Source organism: Tichowtungia aerotolerans (genome assembly GCF_009905215.1).
Classification (GTDB): Bacteria; Verrucomicrobiota; Kiritimatiellia; order Kiritimatiellales; family Tichowtungiaceae; genus Tichowtungia; species Tichowtungia aerotolerans.
Genome location: NZ_CP047593.1, coordinates 1495416 through 1514175 on the forward strand (window position 1 = coordinate 1495416; position 18760 = coordinate 1514175).

The window sequence follows — 18760 nt, forward strand, 5'->3', positions numbered from 1 at the left end:
CCTCCCGATTAAGTTGCTCTGTCTAATCAGTCGGAATACGTGGGGAAATCTTCCCCGAAAAATGAATAAAAATCGTAGTTTTCCCTACAAAGCAAAAAAACCCCGGTAAACCGGGGTTTTTAGCAAGGCGATTAAAGCGTTATGTGATGAGAAAAGAAACACGGCGCTGCAAGAAGCACCTGCCAGGCAACCTTGGCCGTATTGAGAAACGCCACATCAGAACAGCAAATCGCACAAGAATCAGATCATCAGTAAAATTAATTACTGCTTTTCAGACAGTGTAAGCTTTTTACCGGAGTCAATCCACTGCTGCAGAATGATCTTACAATATTTGCTTTTGCTGATGTGCATCGAGCTCGCACGTTTTTCCAGTTCATCAGCCATTTTCTTATTCATGTTGATACCGATCGTTTTGGTACCCTTTCCAATTGGATTTGTTGCCATGTTGTTTCCTTTCTTAAAATTGAGACAGGATAGTGCCATTTCCGAACAAAAATCAAATCTTTTATGGGGATTTCCCCCGCAAACAACAGCGGTAATGGCATGAAAATTCTGTAAGCTTGCAAATCTACTGATATTTTTCGGATTTTATAACGAATTTCTAATCCAATCGAGAAAGTCGGGGTTTCCTCCTTCGAGCGATAGAAAAACAATGCAGGGACACTCGTATGAATGCATTTCTTTGATTCGTACAACCAGTTTTTCAGATTGCTCCGCTACTGTTTTAAGTAGGAGCAGGGTTTCATCTTCGCGGCAAATGCTGCCCTGCCACTCAAAAACGGAACGGACTCCCGAAAGGATATTGGCGCAGGCGGCCAGCTTTTCTGTCACAACGGCTTCCGCAATTCGTTCCGCTTCCTCGCGGCTTCCCACAGTAACATATGCTAATTTTATATCCATTTGATGACGCATGCCTTCAGTGTATTTGCGTCGTCGGAATCCACCAGCGGAAATTCAACCTAAAAAACGGCTGTCATTGCCGGGTTCTTTGTCAGTTCCAGGGGTTCGTTCAGCTTTTCAGTCATCGTATTTTGCAGGTAGATGACGTCAATTGGCCCTGCCGATCCGGGCGGTTTTGTCTAAACGCAGGAGACAGAACGGTTTCTTTGCAATGGAAGCCTATTGCCCGTACGCTCACGGATTGTTCCGTTAAAAACGAAGAATCAACAGGGCCATGAGGACAAAAAAGAAACCCAGAAGAATCTTCGAAACCGCGACATTCCTGCGGCTCCAAAGAATCAGTGTTTGTGCACGAAGGCCAAAGTATACCGCTGTAAAAATCAGTACCAGCGGGAGAACAAACAGTAAATTATACACAATCAAAAACAGCCAGGCCCGGGAATCTGTCAGCGCCTTATCTTTCAGAATCAGCACCAGCGTCGGCACGTAAACCTGACCGGTGCAAACGCTCTCTAATGCAGTCACCAGCATTCCGATAAACAATCCTCCCAAAACCAGATGTCCTGTTTTCAATCCACGACGCATTACCGTATGGATTCGTTTTTTCATGCCGGTTGAGAGCTGAAGCGTCACGTCATGCCCGTCGTGGCTCTTTCGGAAACGAAATGCATCTCGAAATGACAGTACCGACAGGACCAGAAGAATCGCGATGGTTCCCCATTCGATCGCAGAGCGAATCATTTTATACCCTGCGAAAAGATGCAGGACACGAACCAGACCAAAACCCAAAGCCAGATACGTCACAAATGACGCTGTGCAAAACGAAACCCCCAAAAGTATCAGCTGCCGATTCCGCACTTTGGAAACAGCAAGCAGACTCATAAAAAAGACCAGCGTCGAAATCGCACAGGGATTAATTCCATCTAAAAACCCTGCAGCAATTACTGCCGGCCATGTGAAATCGCGGAATCGTTCTTCAGCGATCGAAGAATCAAACCCGTGGCCGCTTCGGTTCGTCATCGCATCCTTTTGAGAATCCTCCCGAGTCTGTCCGGCAAGTTCAGAAATCACGGCAAAAAGCTTTTCTACATCAGGCGACGCGCCAAAAAAGTGCTGCTTTTCTATCACCAGATAAGATCGATCTGCCCCCGTATATCCGGCGGCATCCTCCAGCTGCAGGAGGTACATAAAATTGGTTTCAAGCCCAATATCATACGATTCAACAGCACAGGAACCGCCAAACCGCTCTTCGATCCGGGGCAGAATCTCCTGCTCAATCCGCTCGCAATCCCGACAGCCCGGCTCATAGAAAAAATCAATCTGCACTGCACCCTGCGTGAGCCCGCACAGACACAACACAAACCAGAACTGTCTAAAAAACCCATTCATACTGATAAAGGGTCTGGTTCAGCCACTACTCGGATGCTGTCCGGCGGAGACGGGCAATAAACATGCCGTCGCCGGGGCCGTCCCACGGCCAGATCTGCAAAGTCCCGTTGGTCGGCTCGCCGGACAGTGGATTGGCAAACGCCTCCGGCGCAAATTCCGGATTGCTTTCAAGAAAGCGTTCCAGAGCTTCCGTTGTTTCTTCGCGGGTAAACGTGCAGACAGCATAGATCAGCAGTCCGCCCGGCTTCACGCATTGAGCCGCGTTGTTGAGCATCCGCACCTGAAGATTGCGCTTTTGCGCCGGATCGCGCGGGTCGGATCTCCAGCGGGCATCCGGGTTGCGGCTCCAGGTTCCCCATCCCGAACAGGGGGCATCCACCACAACGCCGTCCCACTGTTTCGTGAATGGATCATCCTTCGCCAGATCATGAGGCTGGGAGCGGATAAAGGAAATGCCGTCTGTACGGGCGCGCTTTTTCATTTCCTTAAGCGCCTGCTCGCGCACATCGGTGGCCAGCACCTTGCCGGACGAACCAATCACATCGGCCATTTGGAGTGTTTTGCCGCCCGCGCCGGCGCAGGCATCCCACCAGTCGCTCCCTTTTTCAGGGGCCGCGATTGCGACAACCGCCTGCGAAGCCACATCCTGCACTTCAAACTGTCCGCCGTGGCCGAGCGCACCGAGCGAGCGGCCCGCGGGAATCGAAACCGCATTTTCAAGCTGCGGATGCTGCTCGAATGGAATGCCCGCCTCAGACAGCATTTTTTTGAAGATGTCGTTACGCAAACGCAGCCAGGTCGGAGGGCGGGTCTGCAGCGTTTCATAAAACAGCGATTCCGTTTCCGCTGGAAATTCGACGCTTTTTCCAAACTCTGGAAAAACGAGATCGGATTTTTCCAAAGGTTGGAACGCTTTGCCATTGGGGCCGGATTCTTTTTCCAAACCTTGGAAAAGTTCGTTGAGCGCCGCGAGTTTTTCATCGAGCGTTTTATCACTGAGTACCGGCCAGCGGTCGCTTTCAAGTGCCGGATGGATTTCGGTCAGGTCGAGATGAACGGACAGCGAGGCGGCTTCGGTCAGGTCGAGATTCAGCGGCCGGGTCCATCCGAGCCAGCGGAAGTAGGAGAAAAAGGTTTCAGAAAGAAACCGGCGGTCGCGCGAACCGAGTTCCCGATGCTGTTTGAAAAAGCGGGCGAGCACCCGATCGGCCGGATGGCCTTTTTCGAGGATATGCGGGACGAGCTCCGCGAGCATTTCGCCAACCAGCGAACGTTGTCGGGCTATAATTTTTTCTGAAAGCTTTTTTTTCATTCCTGATCCGTTTTTTGTTTTTTCAATTCGAAAAGCGGGCATAATCGCCCCTCTTCTCTCCCAAGAGAAGCAAAAAGGAGTGCTCATTTACCTAGATAACCAGAATATAAGGATAGAGACATGGCAAAAGAACTTGGCTTTGTTTTGATCACCCCGCATTCATTGCGGAAATCTCGTACAGGCGGAATCATCGGTCGGTTCAGTCGCATTGAAGGACTGGAATTCGTGGCGGCCCGCATGTTCGGGCCGAGTCAGGAGCTCGTGGAACGCTACGCCGAACTGGTGCGCACTCATCCGGATGTCACTCCGGAAAGCCAGGAAATGCTGTCTGACTATATTCTGCGTGCCTTCGGCCCCGAAACCGATACCGGACGCCCTCACCGGACCATGATGCTTTTCTTTGAGGGCGAAAACGCCATCCGGAAGATTCATGACGCCGCCGGCGGCTTTGACGATACGCAGGAATCTGCGGATACCGTTCGCGGAACCTACGGTGACTCGGTTCACGACCCGGACGGCAACCTGATCTACTTCGAACCTGCCGTACTGCTCGGCCCGACACTGGACTGCGCCCGCGAATCAATCAAGCTCTGGCTGGAATATGCGGAAGCCGACGGCGGCATCATCCGCAATCCGCTCAGCCTTCCCGAAGAGGATATGCAGAAAACACTCGTGATTATCAAGCCGGACAACTTCCGCTTCCCGAGCTCCCGTCCCGGCAACATCATCGATCTTTTCTCCCGTTCCGGCCTGCGGCTGATCGGTGCACAGGTGCACCGCATGAGCATGGCTGAAGCCAAAGAGTTTTACGGTCCTGTACAAAAGGTTCTGCGCGAAAAGCTGTGCTGCAACACCACCGAAAAGGCCTGCGCAATACTGGAAGATGAATTCGGCTTCCCGATGCCCGACAATGTTAGGGAAGCGCTGAACCAGACCCTTGGACTGTCTTATGGCGACCACCAGTTCTATCGCATCATGCAGTTCATGACCGGCCTCTGGCTGCCGGATGTTCCGGAAGACGAGATCGAAGAAGACGGCACCGTCCGCTGTCTGGTTCTGGTTTATGCCGGCAGCGATGCGGTCAATAAAATCCGGACCATCCTCGGTCCGACCGATCCGAGCAAAGCCCAGCCGGGATCTGTTCGCAAGGAATACGGAAGCGACATTATGGTCAACGCAGCTCATGCGTCCGACTCGCCGGAAAACGCGAAACGTGAAATGGGAATTCTGAAACCGGAACGCAATGCACTCAAGAAATGGTTTGATCTCTACTATTCGTAGTGCGTATTGAGTAGTGCGTATAAGAAAAAGAGCGTGCGCAGGACGCGGCACGTCAATACGCAGTGTGCATGGAGACAAGTTATGTGGAACAATGTAGAAGCCGCCCCCGCCGACCCGATCCTCGGACTGACCGAAGCATTCAAAAGCGATTCCCGCGCCGACAAAGTCAATCTCGGCGTTGGAGTCTATCAGGATAAAGAGGGCTGTACGCCCGTCCTCGATGCGGTCAAGCAAGCCGAAAAGATCCTTCTCGAAAACGAAACCACGAAATCCTATATGCCGATCAGCGGAGCAACCGCTTACGCAGCTGAGGTTCAGAAAATGATCTTCGGCGTAGAAAGCAACCGCGCCGCAACCGTTCACACGCCCGGCGGAACGGGGGCTCTGCGCCTCGCGGGTGAACTGTTCAAGGATTTCAGTTCAAAGACCGTCTGGGTCAGCAATCCGACCTGGGCTAACCACAAAAACATTTTTGCAGCCGCCGGCCTGTCCATCAAAGAGTACCCGTACTACTGTCCGGCAACCAAGGCTCTGGACGAAGAGGCATTCTTCGCCGCGCTCGAAACCGTTCCGGCGGGCGACTGCGTTCTGCTGCACGTCTGCTGCCACAACCCGACCGGCGTCGACCTTTCTGTTGATCAGTGGAACCGGGTCGCAAAACTCGCCGTCGACAAAGGATGGACCGCTCTGCTTGACTTCGCCTATCAGGGGTTCAGCGTCAGCATCGAAGCGGACCGCGCCGGCGCCGAAGCTTTTCTGGCCTCCGGCGCGGACTTTATGGTCGCCAGCTCGTTCTCGAAAAACTTCGGTCTCTACCGCGAACGCACCGGCGCACTGACCGTCGTCGGCACCAACACGGACGCCGCGGCGGTTGCCATGAGCCACATGAAACGCAACGCACGCGTTCTGTGGTCGAACCCGCCGGCACATGGGGGTCAAATCGTCACAACCATCCTGCAGAACCGGGAACTCTCTCAGCTCTGGGTCAGCGAGCTCGGCGCCATGCACGACCGCATCGCCCAGACCCGGGCGGCTCTGGCCGATGGTCTGGCTGAACGCGGTGTAGCGATGGACTGCTCCTTCATGACCGCCCAGAAAGGAATGTTTTCCTTCAGCGGACTGACCAAAGAACAGGTCCACTTCCTGAAAGAGGAAAAAGCCATTTACATTGTCGATTCCGGCCGCATTAACGTCGCCGGCCTCACCTCCGGCAACCTGGACCGTGTCTGCAATGCCGTCGCCGAAGCGATGAGCCGCTGATTTTCCGTGCCCGGGAACACTCCGCCCCGGATTTTCCGGGGTTTGGAAAAGAGTTTTCCAAACTCCGGAAACCGGCTATTCTTGTATCGAAACGTGGAGGTCGCTTTATGAATGACAAGCTGAAACAGCATCTGGAAGAGTTGCAGAACGAACTGAAGAAGATCGGTTCCGAGAATCCGGTACTGAAAAAACTGGGCGGCGATGTGGATGCCGCATTGGAACAAACCGGCGAAGTTTCCCGGACGCTGGCTCATTCGCTGCAGCACGCCGCGGAGGAGTTTGAAACTCACCATCCTCAACTGACAGCCATAATCAACAACATCATGACCTCCCTGAGCAATATCGGGATTTAAAATCCGAATGACGAAATACCCGAACACCCGAAACCGGCAAAGGGGGCAGAATTCCTGTTCTGGAACTTTGCCAATGTTTGGAATCTCGTGCTTCGTGCTTCCTGCGTTTCTGGATTTTCCAGGCTTTGGGTTCTCTCCGGCATTTATATCTCCGGGAGGCAGTGAATTTCTGCTGATTATGCTGGTGCTGATTATGCTGTTTGGTGCCAAAGATGCGCCGCGGATTTTCCGCGGCATCCACAACGCGCTGGATAAACTGCAACGCGCCGCGGCCAGCTTCCGCTATAAGATCATGTACGGCGATCTTCACCAGGACACACCCTCGGACGATCTGTATGACGTGGATGCAGACTATGTGGATGCAGATGATGAACACGAATGGCAGGAATGCCCGGAATCCGAAGAACAGGGTTCTGAATCGGAACCTGAAAAACAGACAGAGAGCCCTGAGTCAGAAAGCTCCAAACCAAAGGCATGAAGAACCCGCTGTCCAAACTGAGGGAAAAGCTGAATGCCGAGGATAAGGAACAGCCTTTCCTGGAGCACCTCGAAGAATTTCGCAAAATGCTGATTTGCTGCCTGATTGCGGTTTCTGTCTGTACTTTAGCCTGCATTCCCCTTGCCCGTCCGCTGCTCAACTGGCTGCAGGCTCCGCTGCTCGAAACCGCGGAAGCAAAAGGGCATACGTTTGAACTGATCACCACCTCTCCGGTGGAAGGTTTTCTGCAGGTGGTTAAGGTGATTTTTGCCACCGGCGTCCTGCTCAGCCTGCCGCTGCTGATCTTTTTTATCGCGCAGTTTGTTGTGCCGGGACTGAAACCCAAGGAACGCAAGGTGCTGATCATCGGCGGTTTTTTTGGCGCACTGCTGTTTGCCGGCGGTGTATCGCTCTGCTATTTCATTTCCCTGCCGGTGGCCGTGAACATCATGTTTTATTTCAACGACTACCTCGGGACTGTCGCCAACTGGAAGATTGAAAAATATCTTGGCTTTGTGCTGCACCTGCTGATGGGCTTCGGTCTTGCATTTGAGTTGCCGCTGATTCTGATTTTGCTGGGGCGGCTCGGACTGGTCACCCCGACGCAGCTGCGGGAGCACCGTCGGCACGTATTCATCGGCATTCTCGTGATGGCCATGCTGCTGACTCCGCCAGATATTGTGACGCAGCTGCAAATGGCGATTCCCTTGTATCTGCTTTACGAATGCTGTATAGGAATTCTGCGTCTTTTTGAACGGCGCGACAAACAGAGAGGAACCGAAGAATGAACATATTCGCATTGATCCCCGGCATGCAGGGCGCTCCAGAAATTTTACTGATCGTTTTTGTGGTCATTCTGCTGTTCGGCGGTAAAAAGCTTCCCGAACTCGCCCGTTCGCTCGGCAAAAGCATTAACGAGTTCAAACGCGGCCAGACCGAAAGCCTGCCCGAGAAGAAAGAAGAGGACGAGAAATCCGAAGAGTCGGAGGCTGAAGAAAAAAAATCCGAACAATAAATTTCCAACCGCTGGAACTCAGCAGGACAGCCCGTCAGGGATGATCTGAAGTTGTTGAAAAGCCCCGCGTTTTCGCGGGGTTTTTCGTTTCACGGACTCAGCAGGACGCTGAATCTGACCGAACGGTTTGATTTGGCCCTGTCTGCAACGATGATGGTATAGAAAGTGGATCTGAATGGCTCCCGAAAGCTCATTGATAAGCGATCGACGGGATTCTTTTTGCGCTCATGCCCTTTGAGCCGGCTTCTGAAGGAGGTCTCTGTATGGGGAACCAAACATCTAATCTCCTCTGTTCATTCATTTTTGAATTCTTCAAGAGTTTTCTGAATAGCATAGTAGGCAGGCTTGGCCTGCATATGTTCATCAAACAGGCAGCCGCGCTTATCACGGTTCCGGGACCATGCTGTGGCGTCGCTGATATTCCATGTGTTCCAGGTAACTTCTCCGCTTTTGCGGTGGTCAAGCAGGATGTTTAAGACGGCTGCGAATGTATCGGCCTGTGCACGATAATCGGGCTTCGCGGGATCGAGCCATACGTTCATTTCAGTGATATGGAATGACAGATCGTTCCTGTGTGCCCAGTCGATGAGGGCGTGCAGCTTGTCTGGATGTCCGGGAATGTTTTCCCATCCGACATCAATATGGGCCTGCCATCCGATGCCGTCGACGCGCAGATGGTTTTCGCGGAGATAGGGGACGAGGGCTTTGATTCTGTTCCACATCGCTTCTTCCATGCTGCCGTGCTGATTAATGATTTGCAGGATGTTCGGGGCATATTTATTGGCGATTTTGAAAGCCTGTTTGATGTAAAGCGGGGGGCGAAGAGGGTGGGTTTCATCGTATCCAATCAGTGGCCACGGGTTTTCCCAGTCCTTGGCGCCATCTTTTGGGCCAAACCATTTCCCATTCGGCAGGACGGTTTCGTTGACGACGTCTAGCCATCTGACTTGTGGATTACCGTTGTAACGTTTGCATAATTCGGTCATGAATTCTTCAAGATTTCGGCTTAATTCCTCTGGAGTGCGGGTATCCTCTTTGGCCCATTCTGAACATTGCGGGCTGATTGGCCCGTGGATCCGAATCAGCTGGCTGTGTTCTTCGCAGAATTCAATCCAGCTGTCTGCAGCGACCCAGTTCCATTTTCCGGGCCATGGATGGATGCGGTTTTGTTTGAAGTCATTTTCCGGGCAGGCATAGTTGAATTCGCGGGAAAGAATAGTTCCGGGTCCTTTGTGGAGCTTCTCCTGGCCGGTGGTTCCGCCGATGTAAAAACCATGCAGCGCGGGATTTTTTTCTATGATCTCGCGCAGTCGCGGCCCATCCGGTTCCGGAGGGTCGGCAATGGCGTTGGCGCACAGCATAACGGCAGGCAGTATTCTTTTCATGGACCGATTAAACCAGAACCTTTGGGGAACAAAAGGCGTTTGGGCACTGTTTTTTCTGCGGAAATCATTGTTAAAGCGAATTGATGTTTTTTGGCGCATACGGTTTTAATGAATCTGTGACAGTTGATAGTCTCTAGATGAAAAAAGCGATGGCAGAACAAACTACAGTGATTGCTCCGCAGGACCGGGTTCCTTTCCGCAAGAAACTGGCGTATGCGCTGGGCGGACCGGTCGATATTCTTTCGGTCTGGGTGCTGGTCAGCATTGCTTATCCGCTGTTTAACATGGAACTGCAGATGCGGCCGCTTTATGTGTCGATCCTGCTGATGTCATTGCGGTTGTGGGACGGTATCATTGATCCGATCATGGGATGTATTTCGGACAATACCCGCACTCGCTGGGGGCGCCGCCGGCCGTACATTCTGGTTGGAGCCATTCTGGCCGGGCTGGCTTATCCGTTGATTTGGTGGTTTCCTGATGGACTCAGCCAGGAGCAGACTCTGTGGTGGATTATCGGTTTCGGGATTCTTTTTTACACCTGCTTTACCGTTTGGGCCATGCCGTACCAAAGTCTGCTGATGGAAATGACCCCGGATTATAACGAACGTACCCGTGTCACTGAAATTCGCGGTTATCTCCAGACGCTGACCGGTTTTGTAAACGGATGGATCTGGTGGCTGACGTTGCGGCCGCTGTTCCACGTCCAAAGTTTGGAAACCGGTGAAATGGTCGGCAGTACGCTCAACGGGATGCGCTGGATCAGCCTGGTGATTGCCGGGGTAATCATTCTTTTCGGGGTCATTCCGGCGTTTTTTGTGAAAGAGCGCTATTATGAAAGCAACCTGACAAAGAATCAGGCCAAGGTGGGCCTGTTTAAAAGCCTGAAGGAAACACTGAGCAACCGGGTGTTTGTGCTGTTGTGTGCTTTTACGCTTTTCTTTCTGCTCGGTACGGCGATTTTTGACAGCTATGGACGTTATGTCGGCACCTATTATGTGCTGGGTGGTGACTGGGATCTTGCTTCGCGTTTTTCCGGATATGGAACCGTGGTCTATACCGTTTTCAGTCTTGCGTTCATTCCGGTGTTCCGCTGGCTTTCAGAACGGATCGGCAAAACAAAATGTCTCGTGATTTCTGTCTGCATGGTGCTCGTCTCTGCCGCGACGACCTGGTGGACGTTTACGCCGGACTTTCCGTACCTAATGCTGCTCAACACTGTGTTCATCGGTTCCGGTTATGCGGGGCTTTGGCTGATGATTCCATCGATGCAGATTGACGTGGTGGACCTTGATGAGCTCAAGACCGGGGAACGGCGTGAGGGCAGTTTTGCAGCTATTTTTTCATGGATACTCAAGCTCAGTTTCTGCGTCGGTTTTCTGATTTCCGGACCGCTTCTGGAGTGGACCGGCTTTGATGCGGCACTCGGTGGAGAGCAGCCCGAGGCCGTTTTGCGCAACATGCGTATCGGCTATATTGTCATTCCTGTCACGGCATTGATTTTTGCGTTGGCTCTGCTGAAATTGGTTCATATTTCTCCGGAACGCATGGCCGAAATACGCGCTCAGCTTGAAGCGCGGCGTGGACAAGTCTGATGTGCGCGTTATCTTGCTGGTGTTTTTGTTCATTAGTCTCTTTCTGATAACACCTTGCAGGTTGATAGTTGTTCCTTTTTTTGAAGGGTTTATTTGGAATGCGAGTTCGTTTTTTCATAAAAACGAATCCGGTTTTCAGTGAGAAAAAACATAACCAATTTTAAGGAAGAGTCCTATTATAAAGGCGGTTTGAGAGGGAGGTTCAAAAAAAGGAGGATAAGATGAAGCGATATCTAGTAACTATGATTGTCGCAATGATGGCGACACTGAGCACTTTTGCTCTGCCTCTTGAGTGGTGGGACATGAGTGACACCGCAGGCACAGACCTGAATGACCTGAGTAACTCAGGAACACTGGCAAGCGTTTGGAACTTCAACACCGTTGGAGCTGTTACAGATGGCAACGGTTTATTTGTTATCAGCGGAGACAGTGGCACAACGACTCGCAAGATGCCGAAAAAAGGCACTGCCAATGCTGAGGCAGGTGCTGATGTTTATGCATCGCCAATTACGGTTGGAGCATACAGCCTGACGGTTGATTTCGCGGCATGGAGCCTGGATGCCAGCAGTTTGGGCGACGTTTGGAAGCTCAAAGCACAGGACTCCTCCGGAACGGATATTGCAGGGATTGAATTCGGAATGGATTCGACAACGACAGCCCGTCTGCGCATGTGGAACCTTGAAAGCGATGGGGCGGCATATCGGTCTTACAGTTTTGATGTAACCAGCGCCTCTGGAACTGTGGCTGAAGTTCAGTTTGATTTTGACAACGGCACGGTTGCATATGTTGTCGATGACGTAGAACAGTACAGTGCAGTCGATTTCATTGGTACCGAACTGGCCGGACTGATCTATACAACTTCAGGAGACGGAACGGCTGACTGGGCGACGGCGGCGAGCTCAATCTCCATTGATGCGATGGGTCTGGATGTGCTGTCCGGTCCGGCTCCCTCAGAAGATAATCCGGTTATCATCGTGGCTCAGTCTGGAGATACTCTCAATAATGTTCCGGAGACCGTAATAATTACAACCTTTGACGCTGATACAGGCGATGTTCTTGTGTTTGGTGCCTCAGGCTCAAATAACAATCACATCCAGCAGGATGCCGTGAACTGGGTTTCTGCGGACGGCGGTGCTGTTGATGTTACCGTGCTGACCAATAAAGCTGCTGCGGCGATGTGGTACACCACCGTGACCACTGGCGGAACATTTAATGTGGAATTCAATAAAACCAACAACTATACCAGCGTGGGGGCCTATCAGATCCGTGCACTGGATCCCGGCAGCCTGCAGCTGGATGTTCAGGGCTCCTATGTGTCGGGAGACATCAGCAATACGACTGCTGAAACAACCTATAATATCGGGACGGATGCTGCTGTCGGCCTGGTTGAAGTCATCTCAACGACGTCTGCCGGGATCACAACAAATGAAGGGGTTACGCTCGACTATGTTAACAGTCCCCCAAAACGGGGTGTCGGCAGTGCTGCCTATACCAACCTTTCATCCCTGATTACAACCTGGACAACAGACCAGAGTACAGTTGGTTATATCGCCTTAGTCGGGATTGCCGCCTACTTACAGAGTACCAATGTGGTCGCCACGCCGGAGTCGCTTTATGCTGACTGGCTGGGAGGAGAAACAGTAAATACCAACCTGCTTGAAGATGTTGATGGTGACGGTGTTAACAACCTTGTTGATTACGCGGTCGGCGGAAGTGGTAATCTGCCGGTTTCGGCGATGGACGCCAGTTATATGACTTATGTCCACGTGCAGTGGGATGAAACAGAAGCTGCGCTGCGCGGGCTGAGCTATGACGTGCAAGCGACCAGTAATCTGGTGTCTGGTACATGGAGCACCAACGGAGTTGAGTTTGTTGGCAGTGCAGCCGATACGCCGGCAGCAGGATACCTCACTGTCACCAACCGTATCCCCGTGTCGGAAATGCAGGACTTCCTTCGTTTGCACATCGAGTTTACCCCGTAACCGGCAGAAAAGTCATTGAAGGGAGACCCGCTCGGGTCTCCCCGAAACCCGAGCGATTGTCAGAAGCACGGAGCGAGTGATGATACAAAAGTTGATCAAAAAAATCATATTCGGCAGCCTCAGTTTTGCCTGTAGCGTTGTCGGCGGGGAAGCCTTGACCGGGGCTGAACTTGCGCAGATTGAAAATGCGTTCGGGATCACGCTTTCCAGTAATGACATCGCTCAGCTTTCAGAAATCGTTTATCCAACCAACACGCCGGTCTGGCGCTCCGATGCTTATGCACGGATCGATGCGCACCGCAAAGCGGATCTTGATATACGGGTTTTCGACCAGAACGGCGATCCCGTCGAGGGAGCTCAGGTTTCGGTAAAACTGAAAAGCAATCAGTTTAAATTTGGCGGCACCTTTTCGATCAAAGATTTTTCCGGGGTTACAAACCCCGATATGACCATGTCTGTTGCAACCTACAAACAGCGGCTGCTTACCATGTTCAACGCAGTCGGACTCAACAACGGGTTTAAGCCGCGGCTGGACGGTCTGCACGAATATCTGCCTGATTTTAAAAACTGGGCGGCTTCCAACGATCTTCCGGTGCGTGGCCATCTGCTGATTTGGCCGGGGGTTGACGAAGTGAACAACCATTTGACGGATGCCGTGCTGGCGGATGTTCGGGCGGTGGAAGCTGCGCTGACCAACGGTTCCTCACAGGCAACGATCGATGCTCTGCGCGATGCTTTGCGCACCACTGCCCGCACGGAAATGGAGGAATGGGCTGCACTGCACGATGTTGTTGAGTGGGACGTCATCAATGAACCGCTCAGTAATCATCGCGTGCAGGATGCATTGGACGACTATGATGTGATGGCCGATTGGTTTAAAACAGCCGAGAGCAATAAAATCTCTGCCGACTGCGGCCTGCGAATCAACGAGTTTCAGATTATTTCCGCAATGAGCGAAGCACGAACTCCCGGCTACTACACCGATCGCCGGGACCGCTATATGACAGAGATCAACCGGCTCCTGTCCAACAGTGCTCCGATTACTGGAATTGGTTTTCAGAGCCGTATCAAACATGAGCATCGCGACCCTCAGCTGATCTATGACCGCCTTGAAGAATGGGCGACTGCCTATCCCGCCCTGACGATGGCCGGTACTGAATTTGAAGTACAGAGTTCCGACAGTACGAACGACTGGAAATGGTACATCTATACAGATGAAGAGCGCGCACAGATTACCGAAGAGATGATGACGCAGTACTTCAGTCATCCGCAGGTCGATGCGCTGACCGCATGGGATACGATCGGCAACGGAGATACCGAACTGGTTGACTACACAGGAACCCCGGCCCGCAATGGACTGGTCTGGTATTATCTGCACCGCATTCGCTTCAATACCGATGTAACGCTCGCCTCCGGACTCAACGGACGCACCGGCCTCCGCGCGTTTAAAGGCGACTATGATCTAACCGTTACTTACAATGGGCAGGAGTTTGTTTCTGCGCTGACGGTTACTAACGATGAATCCATCGCGGTCACTCTGAACTCGACGATGGCCGGCGATCCGAGCACCGCTGCCGTGATTGACGCGTGGAGTTATGACGGCCTCTCCAACGGAGCAGGGCTGTCTTCTGCGGTAAGTACCGGTCTGGTTGGAGGCGTGTCGACGCCGGATTATTCACTGGCCTCCGTTCAGAACGAGACCGTACGCTGGCAGTCTGATGGCATGACTGACAGTCTGTATCGTAACATTGTTCCATCCAGTTCTGCCGGTGTCAGTAACGGGCTCTATCAGATTTCTCTGGATTTTCTTGATGCCGACTTTTCTGCTTCAGCCGCGGTCAGTAACGGCTCCGGCCGCGTGGTGCTCGGTGTGCGCAGCGATGCGGCCGGCGATGTGAACTTCCGCCTGGTGTTTGACAGCGGTGGCGGTTCGGCTCCCGAATTTCGACTGGAGGCCACCGATGATCTCGGCAGCAATCAGGAACTGGCGACATTTTTCGGCACAACGCTGGATCATCTGAGCGTTCGTGCTGTGTACGACTTTGACAATGCCGGCTCGACCGGATCCTACAAAGTGTATTGCCGCCTGAACGGAGGCAGCGAAATCGCGAGCTATACCGCAGGACAGCTTCCGCCCGGCTTTACTCTGGATCAGCTCCGCCTGATCGTGCAGACCTATAACGGCGGCGTTAACTGGCAGGCCGGAGACCGGGTTTACACTGACAATATGGTGCTGCGCTCGCTGGGCGAGCCTCCGCCTCCGCCAACGGTTGTTGCTCTCGAAGACTGGCAGATGAATGAAGCAGCGGGTGCTAACCTGTCCGGGTTGGTTAACTCGGCAGGGTCGGCGGTGTGGAGCGGTGACAAGGAGAATGTGCAGACCGACGGTTCCGGTAATCTGTTGTTCTCGGTGGGGGCAAACAGTTCGGACAACCTGTACCGCAACTCGACGCTCACACAGAACGGTGTAACCAACGGCGTGTATCAGCTCAGCTTTGCTTTCCCGTCAGCAACTCTTGCAGGAGGCGATGCCGCCGGCGCAAGCGTTGGGTTCGGCCTGCGCGATGAAACCACGAGCAGCGACCTCTTTCTTATTCGGCTTCAGCGCCAGAACAGCGAGTTGCGCCTGCAGACCCGCATTGGCACAACCAATACCGACATCTACGATTTTAACGCGACATCCCTGCCGGGCGCATTGGCCATTCGTGCGGTCTTTGATCTCGATGCTGATTTGATGGATCTCTACTACAGCATTGACGGAGGCGCGGAAGTTTCTGAAACGGATATTGTCATCAATGACGGAGTTATGGATGCCGTGCGGATGGCCTGCAGTCTTAATAATGTAGACTTTGGTGCGGCCGACTTTGTCGCAGTGGATTATCTGACACTTAGCCGGATCAACGAGTCGGTCGTTTCGCCGGTTGTATTTTATCAAAGCTGGCTGAATAACTTCCCTGCTCTTGGAGTCCGGACCAATTTAACGGATAATCCGGACGGTGATGCGTTTGACAATCTGGCGGAGTATGGCCTCGGGGGAGATCCGACTCTGGCTGATTTTGTCAACGTGCCCGTACTTCAGCAAGGCAGCGGAAACAGCCTCATCTACATTCACGTTCAGCGCAGCGATGCGGCGGAACGGGGGCTTTCCTATTATCTGGAGCTGACGCCGGATCTTGCTGCGCCTGCATGGACCAATGGCGGATATACAGTTCTCGGAACCAACATCGGTTACGCCGCCGGGTTCGATGCTGTCACTAATTTAATTCCAACGGGTGCGGAAGCATCACAGATCATTCGCCTGCGGGTGGGGATCAACTATCCATAAAATAATTTGAGGCATTCAGTTATGAAATACGGTTATTTTGACGATCAGAAACGAGAGTATGTCATCACCAGTCCGAAGACGCCGGTGAAGTGGACCAACTATGTCGGCACGCTGGCGTTTGGCGGACTGGTCGACCACACCGGAGGTTCGCTGATCTGCAAAGGAGATCCGGCGCTCAATCGCATCACAAAATATATTCCACAGCTCCCGTCATCCGACTTTAAAGGAGAAACCCTCTACCTGCGGATTCGCCGGGAAAACGGCTACAACATTTTTTCGCCGTTCTATGTGCCGACGCTCGACCCGTATGATAAATACGAATGTCATGTCGGCCTCGGCTACCAGCGTATTGTTTCCGAGATGGTCGGGATCCGCACGGAAGTCACCATCTTTGTGCCGCCGGGCGAAAATGTGGTGCTGCGCGATATCCGGCTTACAAACATTGGAAACGATCCGGTCGAACTGGATGCAATCCCGGTCGTGGAATTCACCCACTTTGATGCGCTCAAGCAATACACCAACGCCGACTGGTGCCCCCAGACCATGACGGTGGATGCCGAGCAGAACGACGACGGAACCGTGCTGCTGCGTCAGTACGCATTCCTTAAAAAAGAAACAGAAAACAACTTTTTCACCTCCAGCGTTCCGGTGGATTCGTTCCAGACGGATCGCAAAAAATTCCTCGGAGACAACGAATACGGAACCTGGAAAAGCCCGCGCGAACTCCAAAACGAGCACCTTTCAAATTATGAGGCCCGGCGTGGTGACGTCATCGCTGCACTGCTTCATAAGCTTGGCACGCTTCGCCCCGGGGAAACAAAACGCTTTGTTACCCAGCTCGGGCAGGACGCTCCGGAAGCCGTCTCGACGACGTCTAAAAAATTCCAAACCCTGGAAAACGTGGACGCTGTTTTTCCAAACCTTGGAAACTTCTGGGACGACTATCTTTCCACCTTTCAGTGCAAAACTCCGGACGCGGCTTTCAACTCGATGGTGAACATTCACAACCCGCGTCAATGCCATACTACCTTTAACTGGTCGCGTTATCTTTCGCTCTACCAACTCGGCCTCGGCGCGCGCGGCCTCGGGTTCCGCGACAGTTCCCAGGATGTCATGGGTGTCCTCGCCGGTATTCCGGACGATGCCCGTCGCCTGATGCGCAGACTGCTTAGTGTGCAGCTTCCGGACGGTTCGGCCATGCATCAGTTCTTTCCGCTTACCATGGAAGCCAATGAAGGCGACTCGCGCGAAGAAGAGGACGGTAAAAAGTGGTACGGTGACGATCACCTCTGGATCATTCTGGCGGTATGTGCGTACGTGAAAGAAACCGGGGATACGGTTTTTCTCGATGAGAACGTCAGCTTCTATGATAAAAAACTGCCGCTTGGGCAGAGGGAGTCCGCTTCTGTTTTATCTCATCTTCAACGCGGGCTTGAGTTTACTAAAACTCATATCGGCAGGCATGGGCTTCCGCTGCTTGGTTTCGCCGACTGGAACGATACGGTGAATCTTCCGGGCGATGCAGAGAGCATTTTCATTGCCGACCTCTACGGTCGTACACTGCTCGAAATGATAGACCTGATGAGGCATTTGGAACTCGACGAGTTCGCTGAAGAATATCTTGCCGATCACGCATCCATGAAAGAAAGGGTCAATGCTGCTGCCTGGGATGGCGATTGGTATATCCGTTATTTTGAGAATGACGGATCTCCGATCGGATCGAATCAAAACAGTGAAGGAAAAATCTATACGAACGCACAGTCGTGGACCGTGCTGGCGGGCTATGCGGATCCGGCGCGCGCGAAATGTGCACTGCAGGCGGTGAAGGAGAAACTCAACACCATTCGCGGTATTAAGCTCAGCTGGCCGGGTTATAACGGGTACGATAAATCCAAAGGCGGTGTCACCAGTTATCCGCCCGGTGCCAAAGAAAACGGCGGCATCTTTCTCCACTCCAACCCATGGGTGATGATTGCGGAAACGATGGTCGGCAACGGCGATCGTGCTTTCGAATATTACAGCCAGATTAATCCTGCTGCGCAGAACGACCGCATTGATGAGTTTGAATGTGAGCCTTATTGTTATCCACAGAACATTCTTGGCGATGAACATCCGCAGTTCGGTCTGGCACGCAACAGCTGGCTGTCCGGCACCTCGTCATGGACCTATCAGGCTGCGACTCAGTACATCCTCGGTATTCGTCCGCAGTACGACGGGTTGCTGATCGATCCCTGCATCCCGAAAGCCTGGGATGTTTTTACCGTCACCCGGCATTTTCGCAGTGCAACCTACAACATTACAGTTAAAAATCCGCAGCATATTTCCAAAGGGGATGTAAGTATCGTTGTGGATGGTGAGCCCATTGAGGGGGCTGTCGTTCCTGTGGCTGCGCCGGGTTCCACAGTCAATGTTCAGGTGGAACTGGGTATGCCGGTTTTCTCTGCTGTAAAGTAAGGCAGGCTGTCTATAACTAAAACTATAAACCCAA

Annotated in this window: 15 protein-coding genes; 10 read left to right on the top strand and 5 right to left on the bottom strand. The window is 52.6% G+C overall.

Annotation, left to right across the window (positions count from 1 at the left end; genetic code table 11):
• Positions 1 to 261: 261 nt before the first annotated feature.
• The 4 genes from GT409_RS06305 to GT409_RS06320 form a co-directional block, all read right to left on the bottom strand.
• Entirely contained in the window at positions 262 to 444 is a 183-nt protein-coding gene (locus GT409_RS06305) for a hypothetical protein (protein WP_160628039.1), read from the bottom strand.
• A 144-nt stretch (positions 445 to 588) separates the two neighbouring features.
• Positions 589 to 900 carry a divalent-cation tolerance protein CutA gene (gene cutA / locus GT409_RS06310; protein ID WP_160628041.1) on the bottom strand — a complete coding sequence of 104 codons (312 nt, stop codon included), beginning with the start codon at positions 898 to 900 and terminating at the stop codon, positions 589 to 591.
• 249 nt (positions 901 to 1149) lie between these two features.
• Positions 1150 to 2289 (bottom strand): cytochrome c biogenesis CcdA family protein, encoded by a 1140-nt coding sequence (locus tag GT409_RS06315; protein WP_160628043.1) that lies wholly within the window; start codon positions 2287 to 2289, stop codon positions 1150 to 1152.
• A 25-nt stretch (positions 2290 to 2314) separates the two neighbouring features.
• Complete coding sequence (locus tag GT409_RS06320; protein ID WP_160628045.1) at positions 2315 to 3601, bottom strand: RsmB/NOP family class I SAM-dependent RNA methyltransferase; 1287 nt, start codon at positions 3599 to 3601, stop codon at positions 2315 to 2317.
• 120 nt (positions 3602 to 3721) lie between these two features.
• Here GT409_RS06320 and GT409_RS06325 point away from each other — a divergent pair, with 120 nt between their 5' ends.
• The 6 genes from GT409_RS06325 to tatA all read left to right on the top strand — a co-directional run bounded on the left by GT409_RS06325 (position 3722) and on the right by tatA (position 7988).
• On the top strand, positions 3722 to 4882 hold the full coding sequence (locus GT409_RS06325; RefSeq protein ID WP_160628047.1) for a nucleoside-diphosphate kinase: 1161 nt from the start codon (positions 3722 to 3724) through the stop codon (positions 4880 to 4882).
• 81 nt (positions 4883 to 4963) lie between these two features.
• Complete coding sequence (locus GT409_RS06330; RefSeq protein ID WP_160628049.1) at positions 4964 to 6142, top strand: amino acid aminotransferase; 1179 nt, start codon at positions 4964 to 4966, stop codon at positions 6140 to 6142.
• 107 nt (positions 6143 to 6249) lie between these two features.
• Positions 6250 to 6495 carry a DUF4404 family protein gene (locus GT409_RS06335; RefSeq protein WP_160628050.1) on the top strand — a complete coding sequence of 82 codons (246 nt, stop codon included), beginning with the start codon at positions 6250 to 6252 and terminating at the stop codon, positions 6493 to 6495.
• Positions 6496 to 6568: 73 nt separating this feature from the next.
• Positions 6569 to 6973, top strand: coding sequence for a hypothetical protein (locus GT409_RS06340; protein ID WP_160628052.1), 405 nt, complete (start codon positions 6569 to 6571; stop codon positions 6971 to 6973).
• Positions 6970 to 7761: a twin-arginine translocase subunit TatC gene (gene tatC / locus GT409_RS06345; protein WP_160628055.1), complete on the top strand. Its 792-nt coding sequence runs from the start codon at positions 6970 to 6972 to the stop codon at positions 7759 to 7761. The genes GT409_RS06340 and tatC overlap by 4 nt, the downstream gene beginning before the upstream one ends.
• Positions 7758 to 7988 carry a twin-arginine translocase TatA/TatE family subunit gene (gene tatA / locus GT409_RS06350; protein ID WP_160628057.1) on the top strand — a complete coding sequence of 77 codons (231 nt, stop codon included), beginning with the start codon at positions 7758 to 7760 and terminating at the stop codon, positions 7986 to 7988. The genes tatC and tatA overlap by 4 nt, the downstream gene beginning before the upstream one ends.
• 293 nt (positions 7989 to 8281) lie before the next feature.
• On the opposite strand, the gene GT409_RS06355 is transcribed toward tatA, so the two are convergent.
• Positions 8282 to 9373, bottom strand: a complete 1092-nt coding sequence (locus GT409_RS06355; RefSeq protein WP_160628059.1) for an endo-1,4-beta-xylanase — start codon at positions 9371 to 9373, stop codon at positions 8282 to 8284.
• Positions 9374 to 9522: 149 nt separating this feature from the next.
• Here GT409_RS06355 and GT409_RS06360 point away from each other — a divergent pair, with 149 nt between their 5' ends.
• The 4 genes from GT409_RS06360 (at position 9523) to GT409_RS06375 (ending at position 18726) form a co-directional block, all read left to right on the top strand.
• Entirely contained in the window at positions 9523 to 10965 is a 1443-nt protein-coding gene (locus tag GT409_RS06360) for an MFS transporter (protein WP_160628061.1), read from the top strand.
• Positions 10966 to 11186: 221 nt separating this feature from the next.
• The gene (locus GT409_RS06365; protein ID WP_160628063.1) at positions 11187 to 12947 is read left to right on the top strand and encodes a hypothetical protein; all 1761 of its coding nucleotides are present in this window, start codon (positions 11187 to 11189) and stop codon (positions 12945 to 12947) included.
• A gap of 79 nt (positions 12948 to 13026) precedes the next feature.
• On the top strand, positions 13027 to 16272 hold the full coding sequence (locus GT409_RS06370; RefSeq protein WP_160628065.1) for an endo-1,4-beta-xylanase: 3246 nt from the start codon (positions 13027 to 13029) through the stop codon (positions 16270 to 16272).
• 21 nt (positions 16273 to 16293) lie between these two features.
• Positions 16294 to 18726 carry a GH36-type glycosyl hydrolase domain-containing protein gene (locus GT409_RS06375; RefSeq protein ID WP_160628067.1) on the top strand — a complete coding sequence of 811 codons (2433 nt, stop codon included), beginning with the start codon at positions 16294 to 16296 and terminating at the stop codon, positions 18724 to 18726.
• Positions 18727 to 18760 lie beyond the last annotated feature (34 nt).